16 protein-coding genes are annotated in these 15,721 nt (G+C 69.2%); 6 read left to right on the top strand and 10 right to left on the bottom strand.

Annotated features, from left to right (window positions below; all coding sequences use genetic code 11):
- Nucleotides 1-41: 41 nt before the first annotated feature.
- Entirely contained in the window at nucleotides 42-947 is a 906-nt protein-coding gene (locus OG817_RS32465) for a GIY-YIG nuclease family protein (RefSeq protein WP_406048489.1), read from the bottom strand.
- Between the two features lie 5 nt (nucleotides 948-952).
- Entirely contained in the window at nucleotides 953-1,378 is a 426-nt protein-coding gene (gene dtd, locus OG817_RS32460; RefSeq protein WP_406048487.1) for a D-aminoacyl-tRNA deacylase, read from the bottom strand.
- 34 nt (nucleotides 1,379-1,412) lie between these two features.
- Here dtd and OG817_RS32455 point away from each other — a divergent pair, with 34 nt between their 5' ends.
- Entirely contained in the window at nucleotides 1,413-2,243 is an 831-nt protein-coding gene (locus tag OG817_RS32455; protein ID WP_406048486.1) for a 3-keto-5-aminohexanoate cleavage protein, read from the top strand.
- Here the strand turns inward: OG817_RS32455 and OG817_RS32450 are convergent.
- From OG817_RS32450 to OG817_RS32440, 3 genes are all read right to left on the bottom strand, one after another.
- Entirely contained in the window at nucleotides 2,180-2,635 is a 456-nt protein-coding gene (locus tag OG817_RS32450; protein WP_406048485.1) for a hypothetical protein, read from the bottom strand. The two genes, OG817_RS32455 and OG817_RS32450, sit on opposite strands and share 64 nt — an antisense overlap.
- A complete protein-coding gene (locus OG817_RS32445) occupies nucleotides 2,632-3,783 on the bottom strand; it encodes a molybdopterin-dependent oxidoreductase (RefSeq protein WP_406048483.1) in 1,152 nt (383 codons plus the stop codon). Before OG817_RS32445 ends, OG817_RS32450 begins: the two co-directional genes overlap by 4 nt.
- A gap of 71 nt (nucleotides 3,784-3,854) precedes the next feature.
- Nucleotides 3,855-4,217 (bottom strand): DsrE family protein, encoded by a 363-nt coding sequence (locus tag OG817_RS32440; RefSeq protein ID WP_406048481.1) that lies wholly within the window; start codon nucleotides 4,215-4,217, stop codon nucleotides 3,855-3,857.
- Nucleotides 4,218-4,384: 167 nt separating this feature from the next.
- Here OG817_RS32440 and OG817_RS32435 point away from each other — a divergent pair, with 167 nt between their 5' ends.
- Nucleotides 4,385-4,879: an FABP family protein gene (locus tag OG817_RS32435; RefSeq protein WP_360443467.1), complete on the top strand. Its 495-nt coding sequence runs from the start codon at nucleotides 4,385-4,387 to the stop codon at nucleotides 4,877-4,879.
- A 174-nt stretch (nucleotides 4,880-5,053) separates the two neighbouring features.
- On the opposite strand, the gene OG817_RS32430 is transcribed toward OG817_RS32435, so the two are convergent.
- The gene (locus OG817_RS32430; RefSeq protein WP_406048480.1) at nucleotides 5,054-5,731 is read right to left on the bottom strand and encodes a response regulator; all 678 of its coding nucleotides are present in this window, start codon (nucleotides 5,729-5,731) and stop codon (nucleotides 5,054-5,056) included.
- Nucleotides 5,724-6,980 carry a sensor histidine kinase gene (locus OG817_RS32425; protein ID WP_406048479.1) on the bottom strand — a complete coding sequence of 419 codons (1,257 nt, stop codon included), beginning with the start codon at nucleotides 6,978-6,980 and terminating at the stop codon, nucleotides 5,724-5,726. The genes OG817_RS32430 and OG817_RS32425 overlap by 8 nt, the downstream gene beginning before the upstream one ends.
- A gap of 126 nt (nucleotides 6,981-7,106) precedes the next feature.
- On the opposite strand from OG817_RS32425, the gene OG817_RS32420 reads away from it, so the two are divergent.
- Nucleotides 7,107-8,489 carry a cation:dicarboxylate symporter family transporter gene (locus tag OG817_RS32420; protein ID WP_396391486.1) on the top strand — a complete coding sequence of 461 codons (1,383 nt, stop codon included), beginning with the start codon at nucleotides 7,107-7,109 and terminating at the stop codon, nucleotides 8,487-8,489.
- A 64-nt stretch (nucleotides 8,490-8,553) separates the two neighbouring features.
- Here OG817_RS32420 and OG817_RS32415 read toward each other — a convergent pair whose 3' ends face one another.
- Entirely contained in the window at nucleotides 8,554-9,375 is an 822-nt protein-coding gene (locus tag OG817_RS32415) for an LLM class flavin-dependent oxidoreductase (RefSeq protein WP_396391487.1), read from the bottom strand.
- A 111-nt stretch (nucleotides 9,376-9,486) separates the two neighbouring features.
- Between OG817_RS32415 and OG817_RS32410 the strand changes: the two genes are divergently transcribed.
- Both OG817_RS32410 and OG817_RS32405 read left to right on the top strand, forming a co-directional pair.
- Entirely contained in the window at nucleotides 9,487-10,482 is a 996-nt protein-coding gene (locus OG817_RS32410) for a YgfZ/GcvT domain-containing protein (RefSeq protein ID WP_406048477.1), read from the top strand.
- A gap of 46 nt (nucleotides 10,483-10,528) precedes the next feature.
- Complete coding sequence (locus tag OG817_RS32405) at nucleotides 10,529-11,485, top strand: asparaginase (protein ID WP_406048476.1); 957 nt, start codon at nucleotides 10,529-10,531, stop codon at nucleotides 11,483-11,485.
- Here the strand turns inward: OG817_RS32405 and OG817_RS32400 are convergent.
- Nucleotides 11,478-12,755 carry an erythromycin esterase family protein gene (locus OG817_RS32400; protein WP_406048474.1) on the bottom strand — a complete coding sequence of 426 codons (1,278 nt, stop codon included), beginning with the start codon at nucleotides 12,753-12,755 and terminating at the stop codon, nucleotides 11,478-11,480. The genes OG817_RS32405 and OG817_RS32400 overlap by 8 nt on opposite strands.
- 96 nt (nucleotides 12,756-12,851) lie before the next feature.
- Nucleotides 12,852-13,487, bottom strand: coding sequence for a TetR/AcrR family transcriptional regulator (locus OG817_RS32395; protein WP_396391492.1), 636 nt, complete (start codon nucleotides 13,485-13,487; stop codon nucleotides 12,852-12,854).
- A 284-nt stretch (nucleotides 13,488-13,771) separates the two neighbouring features.
- Between OG817_RS32395 and typA the strand changes: the two genes are divergently transcribed.
- On the top strand, nucleotides 13,772-15,637 hold the full coding sequence (gene typA, locus OG817_RS32390; RefSeq protein WP_396391493.1) for a translational GTPase TypA: 1,866 nt from the start codon (nucleotides 13,772-13,774) through the stop codon (nucleotides 15,635-15,637).
- Nucleotides 15,638-15,721: the final 84 nt, after the last annotated feature.

The raw sequence follows: 15,721 nt of genomic DNA, 5'->3' as shown, positions 1-15,721 counted from the left end.
GCCCCGGGCCCGGATCTCACGATCCAGGTCCGGGGCTGGTGCTATTCCCGCCGCAACCGCGCCGCGAGGTCCGCGTTGCGTTGCGCGAACGTCCGCCAGGCAACCGGCGTAGCCTCCACCCGGTCGCGGGCCGTCGTCTCCGTCACCGCCTGCTGCGTCCAGGTCTGCATCCGCCCACCGAGCATCCGGAACCGCACCAGCACACCGTCCGACCAGCCGTGGACGTCGACATCCTGCGGCTCGAGCCGGGACACCTTCTGCTCCGCGACGATCCACTCGAACGCCGCGAGCTCGTCCTGCAGTTTGGCCGCGAACTCGAACCGGAGCCCGGCCGCGGCCCGATCCCGGCGACGTACGAGCTCGGCGCGCAACGCCGTCACCGCGGCCGGATCACGCTCGAGTACGGCGCACGCCGTCCGGGCCAGTGCCTCGCGGTCGTCCGGCCCGATGCCGAACAACTCAGCGAACTCACGGACCGATCCGTTGGAGTCCGCCGTGTACTGCAACGGCAGCACCCGCTGAAGCGCCGAGATCGCCTGCCGTACGCGCAATCCGCCCAGGTACGGACCGAAGTGCGGCGCCGCCGGGCTGACGGTGTGCGTGAACCGCAGCCCCGGCCGCTGGGGTCCGTCGTCGAAGCGGATGTAGCCGACGACCTCGGCCCCGCCCTCTGTGCGGTTCCAGCGCGGCTTGGAGTGCTCCAGCAGGTTGCGCTCCAGCCAGGCCGCCTCGTGCTCCGAGTCGCACCAGACGCTCTCGATCCGCGCGATCCGGTTGACCATCCGAGCCAGCCGCGGCCGGTCGCCGAGGTGGGTCCAGTACGACTGCACCCGGCGGCGGAGGTTCACCGCGCGGCCGATGTACAGCACCTTGCCGGCGTCGTCGCGGAAGCGGTACACGCCCGGCTCCTGCGGGAGCCGGCGAGCAACGGCGCGTGGGGCGGTCACGGGTGTCAGGCGTCGAGGATGAGGGTGACAGGGCCGTCGTTGACGAGGGCGACGTCCATGTGGGCTCCGAACCTGCCGCGTTCGACCTTGGCTCCGAGTGACTCCAGAGCCGCGCAGAAGGCGTCGTACAGGGGTTCGGAGATCGGGCCGGGGGCGGCGGCGCTCCACGACGGGCGGCGGCCCTTGCGGGTGTCGGCGTACAGGGTGAACTGGCTGATCGCGAGGATCGGTGCCTGCTCGTCGGACGCGGACCGCTCGTCGTGGAGGATGCGCAGGGTCCAGATCTTGGTGGCGAGTGCCTTCGCCTTCTCCTCGGTGTCGTCATGTGTGACGCCGAGGAGGACCACAAGCCCCGGCCCCTCGATCGCTCCGACCACGTCGCCGTCGACGGTCACCGACGCCTGGCTCACCCGCTGTACTACAGCTCTCATGGAACCATCCTGCCCTGCGGGATATGGTCCGGTCATGGCGTCCACTCTGATCACCGTTGCCCCGACCGGTGCCGAGACCGCGAAGGCGGACTGCCCGGCCCTGCCGACCACGCTCGACGAGCTGGTGGAGACGGCGAAGCGGTGTGAAGCCGCAGGGGCGGCGATGATCCACCTGCACATCCGCGACGGTGAGCACCGGCCGACGCTCGAGCTCGGCCGCCTGACCGACGCGGTCGCCGCGATCCGGGCGAACACCGGGTTGATCGTGCAGCTCTCGACCGGCGGCGCGGTGACGGATCCGTACGACCACCGGCTCCGGGTGCTCGACGCCGGCCCCGACTCCTGCTCGCTGACGATGGGCACCGTCAACTTCGGTGACGACGTGTTCATGAACCCGTGGCCGTTCGTGACCGAGCTCTACCAGCTCAGCCAGGAGCGCGAGGTGGTGCCGGAGTTCGAGCTGTTCGACCTCGGGCATGTGGCCGCGCTGCACCGGCTGCTGGACAAGTTCGGCCTGCCGTACGGCGGCCGCGTGCACTGCGACCTGGTGATGGGAGTCCCGGGCGGCATGCCTGGTACGACGGACGCCCTCGTGGCGGCCGTCAACGCGCTCCCCGCCGCCGTCACGTCCTGGTCAGCGACAGGCATCGGGCGTACGTCGCTCAACGTCGCGCTGGCCGCCTTGTCGAAGGGCGGTCACCTCCGGGTCGGCATGGAGGACACGCTGACGCTGGCGAAGGGCCAGCCGGTCACGCACAACGCCGAACTGGTCGAGCGCGCCGCTGCCCTCGCGACGATGGCTCAGCGCCCGCCGATGTCGCCGGACGAGGCACGCGACCTCTTGAACGTGAAGCGCGATCGCTGAACCACGAACCACACCGCGCCGGCCACGATGATCGTTGCCTCCAGCAATAGCCAGTCGCGGAAGTAGTTGCGCGGCAGCACGGTCGGGTTGACGCCCTTGCCCTGCCGCAGCAGCAGCGGGAGCGCGATCAGTGTGGTCAGACCGACGTACAGCAAGGTGGTTCGGACCGCGCTGATGGTGCGGTGATGGTCCGGACCGGCGGACCATCGGGTCACCAGCCAGCCGGTTCCGATCGTGAGCGGGACAAGGAAGAAGTCGTCGGCCAGCACCGCGCCGGCAAGCCAGAGCGGCAGCCGGATGAGCGCTTGGACCTGCACTGCGTCCAGCAGGAGCCACAGTCCCCAGAGGCCGACGCCGATACCGGCAGCTGCGAGGGATGCTCGGAGTTTCATGCGATGACCTCCAGGCGGTGGACCCACTTGGTCTGCAGTACACCGGGGCGGTTCGGGGCGATGATGCGGGCCGGGTAGCCGTGGTCGAGGGCCAGCTCACCGCCGTTCAGGCGCAACGCCAGCAGCGTGAGCGGATCACCGGCGAACTCGGGTGGGAGCTCACTGGTCGCGTAGAAGCCGCCCTTCTCCATCGAAACCACCCGGATCCGGGAGCCCTCCGGTGCACCGCACAGCTGCAGGAGATCGCGGATCCGGATGCCTTCCCACCGGGCACCCTGGCTCCAGCCTTCGACGCATGCGATCGGCAGGTCGGACCGGCTCTGCGGCAGCTCCTGCAACTCGTCGAGCGTGTACGACAGCTCCCGCGGTCCCTTGATCGTGAAGCGCCAGTCCGGTCCGATCCCAGTGACACCCGCGTCGTGCGCCGTACGGTTGACCGGAAGGCCCTGCGGACCGACGTTCGGCTTGCGAGGCGCCAGCACCGCGACCGGGCCGAGGGCCGGCACGGATTGCCCGACCGAGGTGATGCCGGCCAGCGCAGCCGCCCCGGCGACGGTCCGGAACAGGCCGCGGCGGGTCAGTCCGGTGATTGCTGGCGGCAACGAGTCGGTCACCTCGTCCGTCGTACGGCGCCAGTGCGCGACGATCAGCGGGAACTTGACCGCGAGGTGGACAAGCAGTGCGCCGATGATGATCCAGGCCAGCGCGTAATGCGTTTGTTTGAAGGGAAACGGCCACGGATACCACTGCAGCGTGTTGACGAATCCGATGAACAACTCGAGTGCCATCGCGGAGACCAGCACCAGGATCGACAGCCGCTCGAGGACGCCCGCGAGTGCTTGTCGGCTAGGCGGCCAAGGGAGCTTGGCGAACAGCTTGGGGTAGACGGTCCACAACTTTGCCAGCAGCAACGGTACGGCGACCGTCCCGCTGAGGACATGCAGTCCCTGTGTCACGCGGTACAGGGAGGCCGGCCGGCTCGGGATGTGAAGCCAACCAGGGGTGTCCTGCTGGAAGTGGCTGAACAGCCCGGTGAGGAAGCAGATCGTCACCGCGATCCCGAGCCAGCGTCCGATCACCGTCGCGACCCGCGGATGGTGCAGCGGGGAGGGGAACGACTTTTCCGTCGGGGACGCCGGAAGCTTCATGCTTCCACTACAACGCAGATCGCCTGCCCCGAACGCCGTTCACCGGTTACTGCTTGCGAACGGCCGGACCGTCAGTAGACGATCGCCTGCGTCCCGTCGGCGAGGATCTCCTCGGTGAACGCCGGGGCGCCGGCGATCCGGGTGCCGGGGAGCAGGTCGGCCTCGGTGAGGTCGCGGCGCTTCGCGCACTGGGTACAGACCGTGAGCTGCCCGCCCTCCAGAACCGCACCGACCAGGTCCGCCAGCGGCGCCGCGTGCGCGAGCTCGAAGGTCTCGGCGCGCCCGGGGACGGCGAACCAGACGGCGTCGCCGGTCAGCCACAGGGAGACGGTGGCTCCGGCGGCCACGGCGGTGGCGGCGACGGTGAACGCCTGGTTCGCGCGTTCGGCCTCTTCGGCGCCTGCGGTCAGCTTGATCACCAGGGTGCGAGACATCACGCCACGGTAACCGAAGCTTCCGGGCCGGTATCCCCTAGACTGGCCGACGTGTTGCACGTCATCTTCACCACGCTGCTGGTCCTGGTCGTTGTGTTCATGGGCTGGTTCTCGGCCTTCGTCGTCTACCGGCTGTACCGCGGCCGCAGCGCGAACTGAGTGACCTGATGGCGTTCGAGATCCCGCAGGACCTGCACCCCGACCTGATCCCACTCGCGTGGCTGCTCGGTCGCTGGGAAGGCCGCGGCCACGGCGACTACCCGACGATCGAGAAGTTCGAGTTCGGGCAGCAGATCGACTTCAGCCACAACGGCAAGCCGTACCTGCATTACGTGAGCCAGACCTACGTGGTCGGCGAGGACGGCACGAAGGAGCGCCCGCTGGCGGTCGAGACCGGCTTCTGGCGGCCGCAGCCGGACAACAAGGTCGAGGTCATCCTGGCCCACCCGACCGGCTTCGCCGAGATCTGGTACGGCGACATCGACGGCGCGAAGATCGAATTGCAGACCGACGTCATCGCCCGGACCGTGAGCGCCAAGGAAGTCACCGCCGGCCACCGCCTCTACGGCCTGGTCAAGGGCGAACTGCTCTGGGCCTACGACATGGCCGCCGAGGGCCAGGCCCTCCAGCCCCACCTCTGGGCCACCCTCGTCCGCTCCTAACCCGCACACCTCCGCAGCCGCCCCGCGCCGCTCCCCGGACCTTTCTGCGCCGTGGTCTGGTGGGTTGACCCACGACACTGCGGGTTGGCCCATCGCGTGCGGTTGGCCAACCCACACGCGGATGGGTCAGCCCACCAGAGCGGGCGGAGGGGCGGGGTGCGGGGCACACTGGGGTCAGCTCTCGGCGACCCAGGAGTACTCGACCTTCGGGCGTCCGCTGCGGCCGTCGTACCGCTGGGTGCGGAGCGCCTGTCCCTGGTCGGCGAGGTGCTCGAGGTAGCGACGTGCGGTGATCCGGGAGGTGCCGAGCGACGTCGCGACCTCCTCGGCCGTCCATCCCTCGCGGTTGCCGAGCAGTTGTACGACGCGATCCAGCACCGAACCGGCCAGACCCTTCGGCACCGACGAGACGGTTGCTGGGTGCAACAACCGGTCGACCTCGTCCTGATCTGCGACCACCTGCCCGCCCTCGGCCGCTCGCCGCTGCCGTGCGTACGCCGTCAGCCGGTCCCGCAATGTCTCGTAGGCAAAGGGCTTCAGCACATATTGCACGACGCCGATCCGTGCCGCGGCCTGTACCGCAGCCACTTCGCGTGCCGACGTCACCGCGACCACGTCGATCTGGTTACCCAGGGCCCGCAACCGGCGGACCACGTCGAGTCCGTGCCCGTCGGGCAGGTTCATGTCCAGCAGCACCAGGTCGATCTCGCCACGGGCCAGGACCTGCAGCGCACGAGCCGCCGTACCGGCGACGCCGATGCAGGTGAAGCCCTCCAGGCGATCGACGTACGTGCGATGGGCCTCCGCGGCGACCGGGTCGTCCTCGACGACGAGGACCCGCAGGTCAGGCACTGGCGCTCATCGCCCGCGGCAGCCGGACCCGGACAGTCAGCGCCGGTACGTCGTCCAGCTCGGAGTCCGGGTCGACCATCAGCGTGCCCTGCCAGCGCTCGACCGTGCTGCGCACCAGCACGAGTCCGAGCCCGTGCCCCGGCTCCGCCTTCGTCGTCCAGCCCCGGTCGAACATGTGCGCCAGCTCGGTCGCACCCAGCTCCGCACCGGTGTTCGTGACGATCAGGTCGATCGCCTCGCGCGTCGTACCGGCCCGCAGCTCGACCCGGCGTGGAGCGGGACCACCCCGCGCGGCCTCGATCGCGTTGTCCAGCAGGTTTCCGACGACCGTGACCACGTCCTGCGCGGGCAACCGCGTGTTCAGCGGCTCTTGGCCGAACTCCAGCGTCAGCACCACGCCGCGTTCCTGTGCCTGCGCGAGCTTGGCGAGCAGCAGCGACGCGAGCACGGGATCACCGACCGTACCGACCACCCGGTCCGTCATCGCCTGTGCGAACTGCAGCTCGGACACCGCGAACTCGCGGGCCCGTTCCGGCCTGCCGATCTCGATCAGGCTGACCACGGTGTGCAGGCGGTTGGACGCCTCGTGATTCTGCGCCTGCAGGGATTCGGCCAGACTGCGCACCGCATCCAGCTCACCGAGCAGCCGCTGCAGCTCGGTGTGGTCTCGCAGCGTCACGATGCGGCCGGAGCGTGACGGTTGCTGGTTCACGACCACCACGCCCTGCACTCCGAGGTGGAGTTCGTCGTACGCCGTTCTGCCCGCGCGCAGCAACTCCGCGAGGGTGGCGGGCAGATGCAGATCCTCGATCGGCGTACCCGGGATGACCTCGCTCAGGCCGAGCAGCTCCAGGGCTTCGTCGTTGGCGAGCTGGACGCGGCCGTCGGCGTCCAGCAGGATCAGGCCTTCGCGGGCGGCGTGCAGCACGCCTTCGTAGAAGTCGAGCATCCGGGCCAGCGACTGGGTGCCCATGCCGCGGGTGGCCCGGCGGACCCGCCAGGTGACCAGCGCGTTGCCGGCGATCGCGACCCCGAGCATGAGGCTGGCGACGCCGAGCATCGAGCGCAGGTCGAGCCGGATCAGCTCCCACCAGCCGGGCGGCGCGACGCCGGCAGCCGCCGCATCCCGCTCGGCCTGGGCGCGGGAGCGGCTGACCATGGTGATCGACACCATCAGGATCAGGATCGCGACCGTGACCGTCTGGAGCCAGAGAACCTGGCGGCGCAGTTCCCACGGCCGGCGACGCATGCGGACAGTCTGCACCGAGAACGATATGAACGAAACGCGCACTTCTCCTGTGCGTCACGTCACAGTTACCCAAGCAGCATCCGGCCCCTCCTCCATTGCCCGCCGGCCGATACAGGGAGTCCCACCATGTCGAGCCCGACCGAACCGCGACCGACCCCGGTCCGCAACGACCGGACCCATTTCCTCTACATCGCCGTCATCGTCGCCGTCCTGCTCGGCATCGGTGTCGGCTTCCTCTTCCCGGACTTCGCGGTCGAGCTGAAACCGCTCGGCACCGGGTTCGTGAACCTGATCAAGATGCTGATCAGCCCGATCATCTTCTGCACGCTGGTACTCGGCATCGGCTCGGTCCGGCAGGCCGCCAGCGTCGGCAAGGTCGGCGGTCTCGCGCTCCTCTACTTCCTGGTGATGTCGACGGTCGCGCTCGGTATCGGCCTGGTGGTCGGCAACATCGTCCAGCCGGGTTCCGGTCTGAACCTGACCGACAAGCTCCGCGAGACCGGCCAGAAGCAGGCCGCCGGCGCGCACGAGAGCACGACCGACTTCATCCTCGGCATCATCCCGAAGTCGCTGCTGTCCTCGCTGACCGAGGGTGAGGTGCTGCAGACCGTGCTGGTCGCCCTGCTGGTCGGCTTCGCGCTGCAGGCGATGGCCGCCAAGGGTGAGCCGATCCTGACCGCCATCGGGCACATCCAGCGGCTGGTGTTCAAGATCCTGTCGATGATCATGTGGACCGCGCCGATCGGTGCGTTCGGCGCGATCGCGGCCGTCGTCGGCGCCACCGGCTGGGACGCGCTGGTCAGCCTGGGCAAGATCATGCTGGCCTTCTACATCACCTGTCTGCTCTTCGTGATCGTTGTCCTGGGCACCGTTCTTCGCGTGGTCACCGGGATGTCGATCTTCCAGCTGCTGCGCTATCTGGGCCGGGAGTTCCTGCTGATCGTGTCGAGCTCGTCGTCGGAGACCGCGCTGCCGAGGCTGATCGGCAAGATGGAGCATCTCGGTGTCGGCAAGCAGGTCGTCGGTATCACCGTCCCGACCGGCTACTCGTTCAACCTGGACGGCACTGCGATCTACCTGACCATGGCGTCGCTGTTCATCGCCGAGGCGATGGATACGCCGTTCTCGATCGGCCAGCAGATCTCCCTGCTGCTGTTCATGATCGTGGCGTCGAAGGGTGCTGCCGGTGTCACCGGTGCGGGCCTGGCCACGCTGGCCGGCGGCCTACAGTCGCACCGGCCGGAGCTGGTCGACGGCGTCGGCTTGATCGTCGGCATCGACCGGTTCATGTCCGAGGCCCGGGCGCTGACGAACTTCGCCGGCAACGCGGTCGCGACCGTCCTGGTCGGGCACTGGGTCGGGGCGTTCGACAAGGAGCAGGCCAAGCAGGTCTTCGCCGGTGACGATCCGTTCGACGAGGCCGCGTTCGCGGCCGGAGACACCCACGCAGGCGACGTTCCCCTCGAGGACAGTCGCAGTACCGAGCCCAGCCGCAGTATCGACCACTGAGCCACCTGTCCCACCCCTCCGGCACTGCCCGTCAGCTCCCCCCGCTGACGGGCAGTGCCGTCTTTCAGCTCCCTGTGAGCTTCTGGACTACCGGGGCCAGGTCGTCGAGGTACGTCGAGTTGACCGTGATGTACGTCGTACCGAAGGTGTCCCGCCGGCGCTCCAGCTCGTCCGCCATCTGCTGAGGCGTACCGCGCAGCATCATCAGCGAGTCGCTCGCCTCCAGCTCCTCCGGCTCGACGCCGGAGGCCTGCTTCGTCCACGGCGGGAGCTCGCGCGTCCCGGCCGCGAAGAGGTTCATCGCCAGCTCGATCTCGTCCGCCCGCGGTCCGGCCAGTTCCCGCAGGTCCTGGACGAGTCGCAGGATCTCCGCACGCGGCGTCATCGCGTCCTTGGCGATCGACACGATGTCGGCCCGGGCCGCGGCCAGCGCCAGTGCCCGCGGTCCACCGGCGGCGAGCATGATCGGCGTACGCCGCTCGCCGTCGAGGTCCGCCAGCAGGTCGAGGGTCTCGCGGACCTGGTCGCGGCGCTCCTTGCCCGATCCGAACGGCAGGCCGATCTCGGCCGCCTGCTGCTCGACACCCGGCCGTCCCGTCCCGATGCCGAAGTCGAAGCGGCCGTCGGTGAGCACGGTCAGCGTATGTGCGTCCCACGCGGCCTGCCGAGGGGTCCGCAGCGGGGCCGCGGCCACGAAGGTCCCGACCCGGATGTCGGCCAGCGTCGCGGCCATCGCGAGCGAGGCGAACGGTGACGGCAGCTGCAGGCCGTCGGGCATCAGCACGCTGGTGTAGCCGAGCTCTGCGGCCCGTCGCACCGTCGTGGTCCACTGCTCCGCGGTAGTCGGGCTGCCCACGACGCCGAAGCGAAATCGCTTGTCACTCATCGCCTTGCTCCCTTCACTGGATCCGATGCCTCCAGCCTGCCGGTGGGCCGGGTTGTCCACATCCCACGACGGGAGGCGTTCGCCGTACGCCGGCCGACGTACTCTGGTGACATGTCACGGATGCGCAGCCCCCTGCTCGACCGGCCCGGCGCGGTCGAGGCCGACGGACGCGACGCCGGGGTCGCGGCCCACTACGGCTCGGATCTGCGGGAGCAACGCGCCCTGGTCGCGGGGAAGGCGTTCGTCGACCTGTCGCACCGTGAGGTCGTCACGATCACCGGTCCCGACAGGTTGACCTGGCTGCACGCGCTGACGACGCAGTACTTCGAGGGGCTTCCACCCGGTACGTCGACAACCGCGCTGCTGCTGTCGCCGACCGGCCATGTCGAGCACGTGATGTACGGCGTCGACGACGGCGAGACATTCTGGCTGCACACCGAGCCCGGCGCGGCCGCGGCCCTGGTCGAGTGGCTGCAGAAGATGGTGTTCATGTCCCGGGTGGAGATCGCGGATGTGACCGACGACTACGCGATCGTCTGGCGGCACGGACCGGCTCCCGCGGACGGCCCACTGACCCGCAGCGGCGCGGACTCGCTCGGCGGTCACGAGGTGTTCCTGCCGCGCGCCGAGGTGGCGGGTCTGGAGGGTCCGGCGGCTGGAGTCTGGGCGTACGAGGCGCTCCGGATCGAGGCAGGCAACCCACGGTTCGGCCTGGACATGGACGAGCGCGCGATTCCGAACGAGCTGGGCTGGCTCGGCGTCGGCGTACACCTGGACAAGGGCTGCTACCGCGGCCAGGAGACGGTCGCCCGGGTGAACAACCTCGGCCGCCCGCCACGCCGGCTGGTGCGACTGCACCTGGACGGTTCGGTCGACCACCTGCCCGCGCACGGGTACGCCGTACGCGCCGGAGACAAACAGGTCGGGTTCATCGGGTCTGCGGCGCGGCATCACGAGCTGGGCCCGATCGCATTGGCGCTGGTGAAGCGGAACGTGGACCCCGAGGTCGTGATCGAGGTGGTCGCCGAGGACCAGCCGACGGTGACCGCGACCCAGGAGGTCCTGGTCGACCCCGAGGTGGGGCTGCACGTGCGCTCGCGGCTGTGAGCCGGATCATTCGCAACACTGCTTTTTGCACCTGTACAGTTCAGCCGTGACCGAACCTGTGATCCTGGCCGACGTCGTCCGCAGCGGCTTCGTGGAGGGCCACCACCGCGGCTCCGTCGTGGTGACGAACCCCGACGGCTCCGTCGCGTGGGCGGCCGGCGTGGTGGACCAGCCGATGTTCCCGCGCTCGTCGAACAAGCCGATGCAGGCGCTCGGCATGCTCCGCAACGGGCTCACCCTCGACGGCAAGCTGCTGGCCCTGGCCGGCGCCTCCCACTCGGGCGAGCAGATCCACCTCGACGGCGTTCGCGAGATCCTTGCGATGGCCGGCACGGACGAGACCGCGCTGCGGACCCCGGAGGCGTACCCGCTGGCCGACGCGGCCCGGGATGCCTGGGTACGCGCGGGACACGGACCGGAGCGGATCACGATGAACTGCTCGGGCAAGCACGCGGCGATGCTCCTGACCTGCCAGGTCAACGGGTGGGCGTTCGACGACTACCGTGCCCCGGATCACCCACTGCAGAAGGTGATCCGGACCGCGATCGAGGACTCGGCTGGGGAGAAGGCCTCGTACGTCGCGGTCGACGGCTGCGGCGCGCCGATCTTCGCTCTCAGCCTCGCCGGCTTGGCTCGCTCCTTCGGCCATTTCGCGGCCGCTGCTCCGGGCACGCTCGAGGCGCGGGTGAGGGATGCCTACCGGTCCTACCCGGAGTACGCCAGCGGGACCACGCGGGACGAGGCCGAGTTGATGCACGGCGTCGACGGCCTGTTCTGCAAGGCCGGAGCGGAGGGCGTGTACGCCGTGGGCCTGGCCGACGGCCGCGGCATCGCCCTCAAGATCGAGGACGGCGCCGCCCGGCCCCGCAAGGTCGTGATGGCCGCCGTCCTCCAGCGCCTCGGCTTCACCGACGACGTCGTCGAGAGCCACCTTCGCTTCCCGTTGTACGGCGGTGGCGTCGACGTCGGCGCCGTACAGCCACACCTTCCGACGTTCAGCTGACGAGCGGGTGCGTCGGGGTCACCTCCGGCGTGTGGATCACGACGTCGAACCAGTCGGAGAGGCTGTTGCCGGTCATATGCGACGCGGCGCCGTACTCCGGGAAGCCGCGCGTCCCGGCGGTGCCGTGCAGCCAGGCGCGGACCGCGTCCGGTTGCGGGCGGCTGTGGAGATCGAGGACGAACTGACCCTTCCGGGCAGCCGTGAGTTGGTGCTCGAACCAGTCGGATGACGCAGGCGGCAGCGTGACCGGGCCGAGCGTCGTGCCGTGGTCGACTGTGCAGCCGACGGAGCGGTAGCGGTCGCCGTACCAGTCACGGAGGTACGAACCGGCGTTGCGGAAGACGACGTCCGGGTCCGGTGGGACGGTGACGCGTAGGCCGGGGGCGTTCGCCGTGTGCGCGTTCGCGGCCCAGTAGATGACCTTGTTCCGGGTGAAGCCGTGCCACCAGCGCACGTTCTCCGCTGCTCGGGCGTCGCGATAGCTCCAGATCTCGGCCTCCGGCAGGCTGAACGCCGTGTAGAACGACAGGATCTGCCGGGCGTGATGCTCGGTGAGCGCGTAGTCCCGGTCGTTCGGCCGATGCGGCAGCTTCCGGACCATGGCGTGCACAGCCTGCGCCTTTGCGACGTACGGCGCCTTGTCCTTGACTTCCTTCCAGTACCACTGGACATACGCACCGATGTCCTCGAGATGCGGCCGGATGGGCTTCAGGCTGCGGCGCAGTTCGGCCAGCCGGCGCGGTGCGCGGCGGGCGACGTACTCGTCGATGGCGTCGTACGCGAGCTGCCGCGTGGCGAAGTACTCGGCGCCGGCGAACCGCACCTTGTCCCGGTGCGTGGCGTTGTACCCGCGCAGGTAGTCGAACAGCTCGGCGATCTCGTGGGTCCGGCTCTCGGTGCTCAGTTGGCCGACGAGTGCGTTGAGATCACCGCGTCCGGTCAGCACGTACTCGTTCAGCTGCGTGCCCAGCGACCAGTCGTCCTCGAACGCGATCGCGCGGAAGCCGAGCCGCTCCACGAGGTAGCGGACCACCCGCAGCTTCAGGTGGGTGAGCTCGGCCGTCGCATGGACGGCCTCCCCGAGCCCGACGATCTGTGCGCCACCGATGGACCGGCGCAGGTGGTCGAGATCTCCCAACGGCTCGGCATTGCGGGCGATCCAGGTCGTGATCGGGTCGCCGGAGGCCTGCGCCGGCGCCAGTCCGGTCGCGGTCGCGGTCGCCACACCTACCGCCGAGCCGGCCAGGAAAGTTCTTCGTGTGATGGTCATGCCACACCACTCTGGCCGGGCGAGGCGTCCCCGGCATCTGCCGCTGGAGGGCTTCACAGATACGCCGTCCGTCGTACGCACGGAGTCCGCCGCAAGTCATTTGGCGCGGAGGCGGTCCACCCGAGGTGAGTTGATCGGGAGCGGGGCGGCCGGGGTGGGCAGACCGTAACCGGCGTACAGGCGGCGGCGGATGTCTTCCACGGGGAAGGTCTCGCTGTAGATCGCGAGCTTCACCGTCACGCCCTCCAAGGTTGCTCTGAGCAACATTTCCTCGACGGCCGGGTCGGCGGCACCGCGGGCGGCGAAGACGGAGCGAATGGCGTCCTCGACCTGGCTGACCCGGGCCGACTTGTCGGCCTCGACGCGCGCGAAGACGTCGTGGGTGGTGGGCTGCATCATCAGCGTGATCGCGAGCCGCTGGATCGGGAGAGTCATGGCGGCCGCCATCAGGGCGCCGTCGATGATGCCGGCCAGGCGCTCGTCCGGACTGCCCTCGATCGTCAGAATCCCGGCGATGCCGTCCAGCCAGCGGTCCAGCAGCTCGGCGGCCAGCTCTTCCTTGGCGGCGAAGTAGTACGAGACCAGGCCACGGGACACCCCGGCTGCCTCGGTGATCTCGGAGATCGATGCGGCCTCGTAGCCCTTGGCGGCGAAGACCTCCAGGGCTGCGGCCAGGATGCGCTCCCGGGAGCGCTCTCGCAGCTCCTGGTTCACGGTGGCCGAGCGCGGCACAGTTCCTTCCCCTGCTGGTCGTTACCCCGGAGGCCGAGCTACCCCCATTCAGGTGCTCGGCGCTCCCGGGCTCGGACCCCCCGTTGTTTCAGGCCCCTCCCCAGGCGCCTTCTATAGACTGGACGTCCAGTCAACAAATGTCAAAGGCCTTCCCGTTTCGTGGACACGTGCCGTCACCGGTAAGATGAAAGGGCTGCGCCCTGCGTCGAGTGGCCATCTCGTGCGACACAACACGCCGTAGCCGCCGCCTGACACCCAGTCCCCATTGCTTGGAGCGCTTCCCCATGCCTGTCCGTAACGACCTGCGCAACGTCGCGATCGTGGCCCACGTCGACCACGGCAAGACCACCCTGGTCGACGCGATGCTGTGGCAGTCCGGCGCCTTCGGCGCGCATCAGCACGTGGACGAGCGGGCGATGGACTCCGGTGACCTGGAGCGTGAGAAGGGCATCACGATCCTGGCCAAGAACACCGCCGTCCGGCACAAGATGGCCAACGGCGAGCAGATGACGCTGAACATCATCGACACCCCCGGCCACGCCGACTTCGGCGGTGAGGTCGAGCGGGGCCTGTCGATGGTGGACGCGATCGTGCTGCTGGTGGACGCCTCCGAAGGCCCGCTGCCGCAGACCCGGTTCGTCCTGCGCAAGGCACTGGCGCGGCAGATGCCGGTGATCCTGGTGGTGAACAAGGTGGACCGCCCGGACGCCCGGATCGCCGAGGTCGTCGACGAGACGTACGAACTGTTCCTCGACCTGCTCGACCACGACGCGGACCAGAGCGCCCTCGACTTCCCCGTCGTCTACGCCTCCGCGCGGGCCGGCCGGGCCTCGCTGACCCAGCCCGCCGACGGCGGCATGCCGGACTCGGAGGACCTCGAGCCGCTGTTCGAGACGATCCTGGCCAACGTGCCGGCCCCGGAGTACACCGAGGGAGCGCCGCTGCAGGCGCACGTCACCAACCTGGACGCCTCGCCGTTCCTCGGCCGGCTCGCGCTGGTCCGGGTGCACGAAGGCACGCTGAAGAAGGGCGCCCAGGTTGCCTGGTGCCGTCATGACGGCTCGATCCAGCGGGTCAAGATCACCGAACTGCTGGTCACCGAGGCGCTCGAGCGGGTGCCCGGCGACTCGGCCGGTCCGGGCGACATCGTCGCGATCGCGGGCATCCCGGAGATCATGATCGGCGACACCCTGACCGACCCGGACAACCCCAAGCCGCTCCCATTGATCACCGTGGACGAGCCGGCCATCTCGATGACGATCGGCACCAACACCTCGCCGCTGGCCGGCCGGGCGAAGGGCACCAAGGTGACCGCGCGGCTGGTCAAGGACCGGCTCGACCGCGAACTGGTCGGCAACGTGTCGCTGAAGGTCCTGCCGACCGAGCGGCCGGACGCCTGGGAGGTGCAGGGCCGCGGCGAGTTGGCGCTGGCCATCCTGGTCGAGCAGATGCGCCGCGAGGGCTACGAGCTGACCGTCGGCAAGCCTCAGGTGGTCACCCGCGAGATCGACGGCAAGCGGCACGAGCCGGTCGAGCGGCTGACGATCGACTGCCCGGAGGAGTACCTCGGCACGGTCACCCAGCTCCTCGCGGTCCGCAAGGGCCGGATGGAGCAGATGACCAACCACGGCACCGGCTGGGTCCGGATGGAGTTCCTGGTCCCGGCCCGCGGGCTGATCGGGTTCCGCACCGAGTTCCTCACCGACACCCGCGGTACCGGCATCGCGCACCACGTGTTCGAGGGGTACGAGCCGTGGTTCGGCGAGCTGCGCACGCGCCCGAGCGGCTCGCTGGTGTCGGACCGGTCCGGCGCCGCGACGTCGTACGCGATGATCAACCTGCAGGAGCGCGGCACCATGTTCGTGGAGCCGACCACCGAGGTGTACGAGGGCATGATCGTCGGTGAGAACTCGCGCAGTGACGACATGGACGTGAACATCACCAAGGAAAAGAAGATGACCAACGTCCGGTCGTCGACCGCGGACGAGTTCGAGAAGCTCGTCCCGGCCCGCAAGCTGTCGCTCGAGCAGTCGCTGGAGTTCTGCCGCGAGGACGAGTGCGTCGAGGTCACCCCGGACGCCATCCGCATGCGCAAGGTCGCCCTCACCCAGGTGGAGCGCTCGAAACTCGGTCGCAAGAACAAGGCCTGATCCACCGCAGAATCCCACTGGTGTGATACACCATTCCTCGGTCGGTCCGGGGGGACAAAGTTCCGGATCGTTACAACCAGACGT

The sequence above is a fragment of the Kribbella sp. NBC_00889 genome, assembly GCF_045207705.1.
In the GTDB taxonomy this organism is placed as follows: domain Bacteria; phylum Actinomycetota; class Actinomycetes; order Propionibacteriales; family Kribbellaceae; genus Kribbella.
Note: the sequence above shows the minus strand (reverse complement) of the source record. Positions and strands in the feature narration are given on the sequence as shown.

Excerpts from the sequence above, each read along its gene's own strand:
- dtd (WP_406048487.1), bottom strand. The coding sequence starts at position 1,378 with ATGAGAGCTGTAGTACAGCGGGTGAGCCAGGCGTCGGTGACCGTCGAC.
- OG817_RS32455 (WP_406048486.1), top strand. The coding sequence starts at position 1,413 with ATGGCGTCCACTCTGATCACCGTTGCCCCGACCGGTGCCGAGACCGCG.
- OG817_RS32450 (WP_406048485.1), bottom strand. The coding sequence starts at position 2,635 with ATGAAACTCCGAGCATCCCTCGCAGCTGCCGGTATCGGCGTCGGCCTC.
- OG817_RS32445 (WP_406048483.1), bottom strand. The coding sequence starts at position 3,783 with ATGAAGCTTCCGGCGTCCCCGACGGAAAAGTCGTTCCCCTCCCCGCTG.
- OG817_RS32440 (WP_406048481.1), bottom strand. The coding sequence starts at position 4,217 with ATGTCTCGCACCCTGGTGATCAAGCTGACCGCAGGCGCCGAAGAGGCC.
- OG817_RS32435 (WP_360443467.1), top strand. The coding sequence starts at position 4,385 with ATGGCGTTCGAGATCCCGCAGGACCTGCACCCCGACCTGATCCCACTC.
- OG817_RS32425 (WP_406048479.1), bottom strand. The coding sequence starts at position 6,980 with ATGCGTCGCCGGCCGTGGGAACTGCGCCGCCAGGTTCTCTGGCTCCAG.
- OG817_RS32420 (WP_396391486.1), top strand. The coding sequence starts at position 7,107 with ATGTCGAGCCCGACCGAACCGCGACCGACCCCGGTCCGCAACGACCGG.
- OG817_RS32415 (WP_396391487.1), bottom strand. The coding sequence starts at position 9,375 with ATGAGTGACAAGCGATTTCGCTTCGGCGTCGTGGGCAGCCCGACTACC.
- OG817_RS32410 (WP_406048477.1), top strand. The coding sequence starts at position 9,487 with ATGTCACGGATGCGCAGCCCCCTGCTCGACCGGCCCGGCGCGGTCGAG.
- OG817_RS32400 (WP_406048474.1), bottom strand. The coding sequence starts at position 12,755 with ATGACCATCACACGAAGAACTTTCCTGGCCGGCTCGGCGGTAGGTGTG.
- typA (WP_396391493.1), top strand. The coding sequence starts at position 13,772 with ATGCCTGTCCGTAACGACCTGCGCAACGTCGCGATCGTGGCCCACGTC.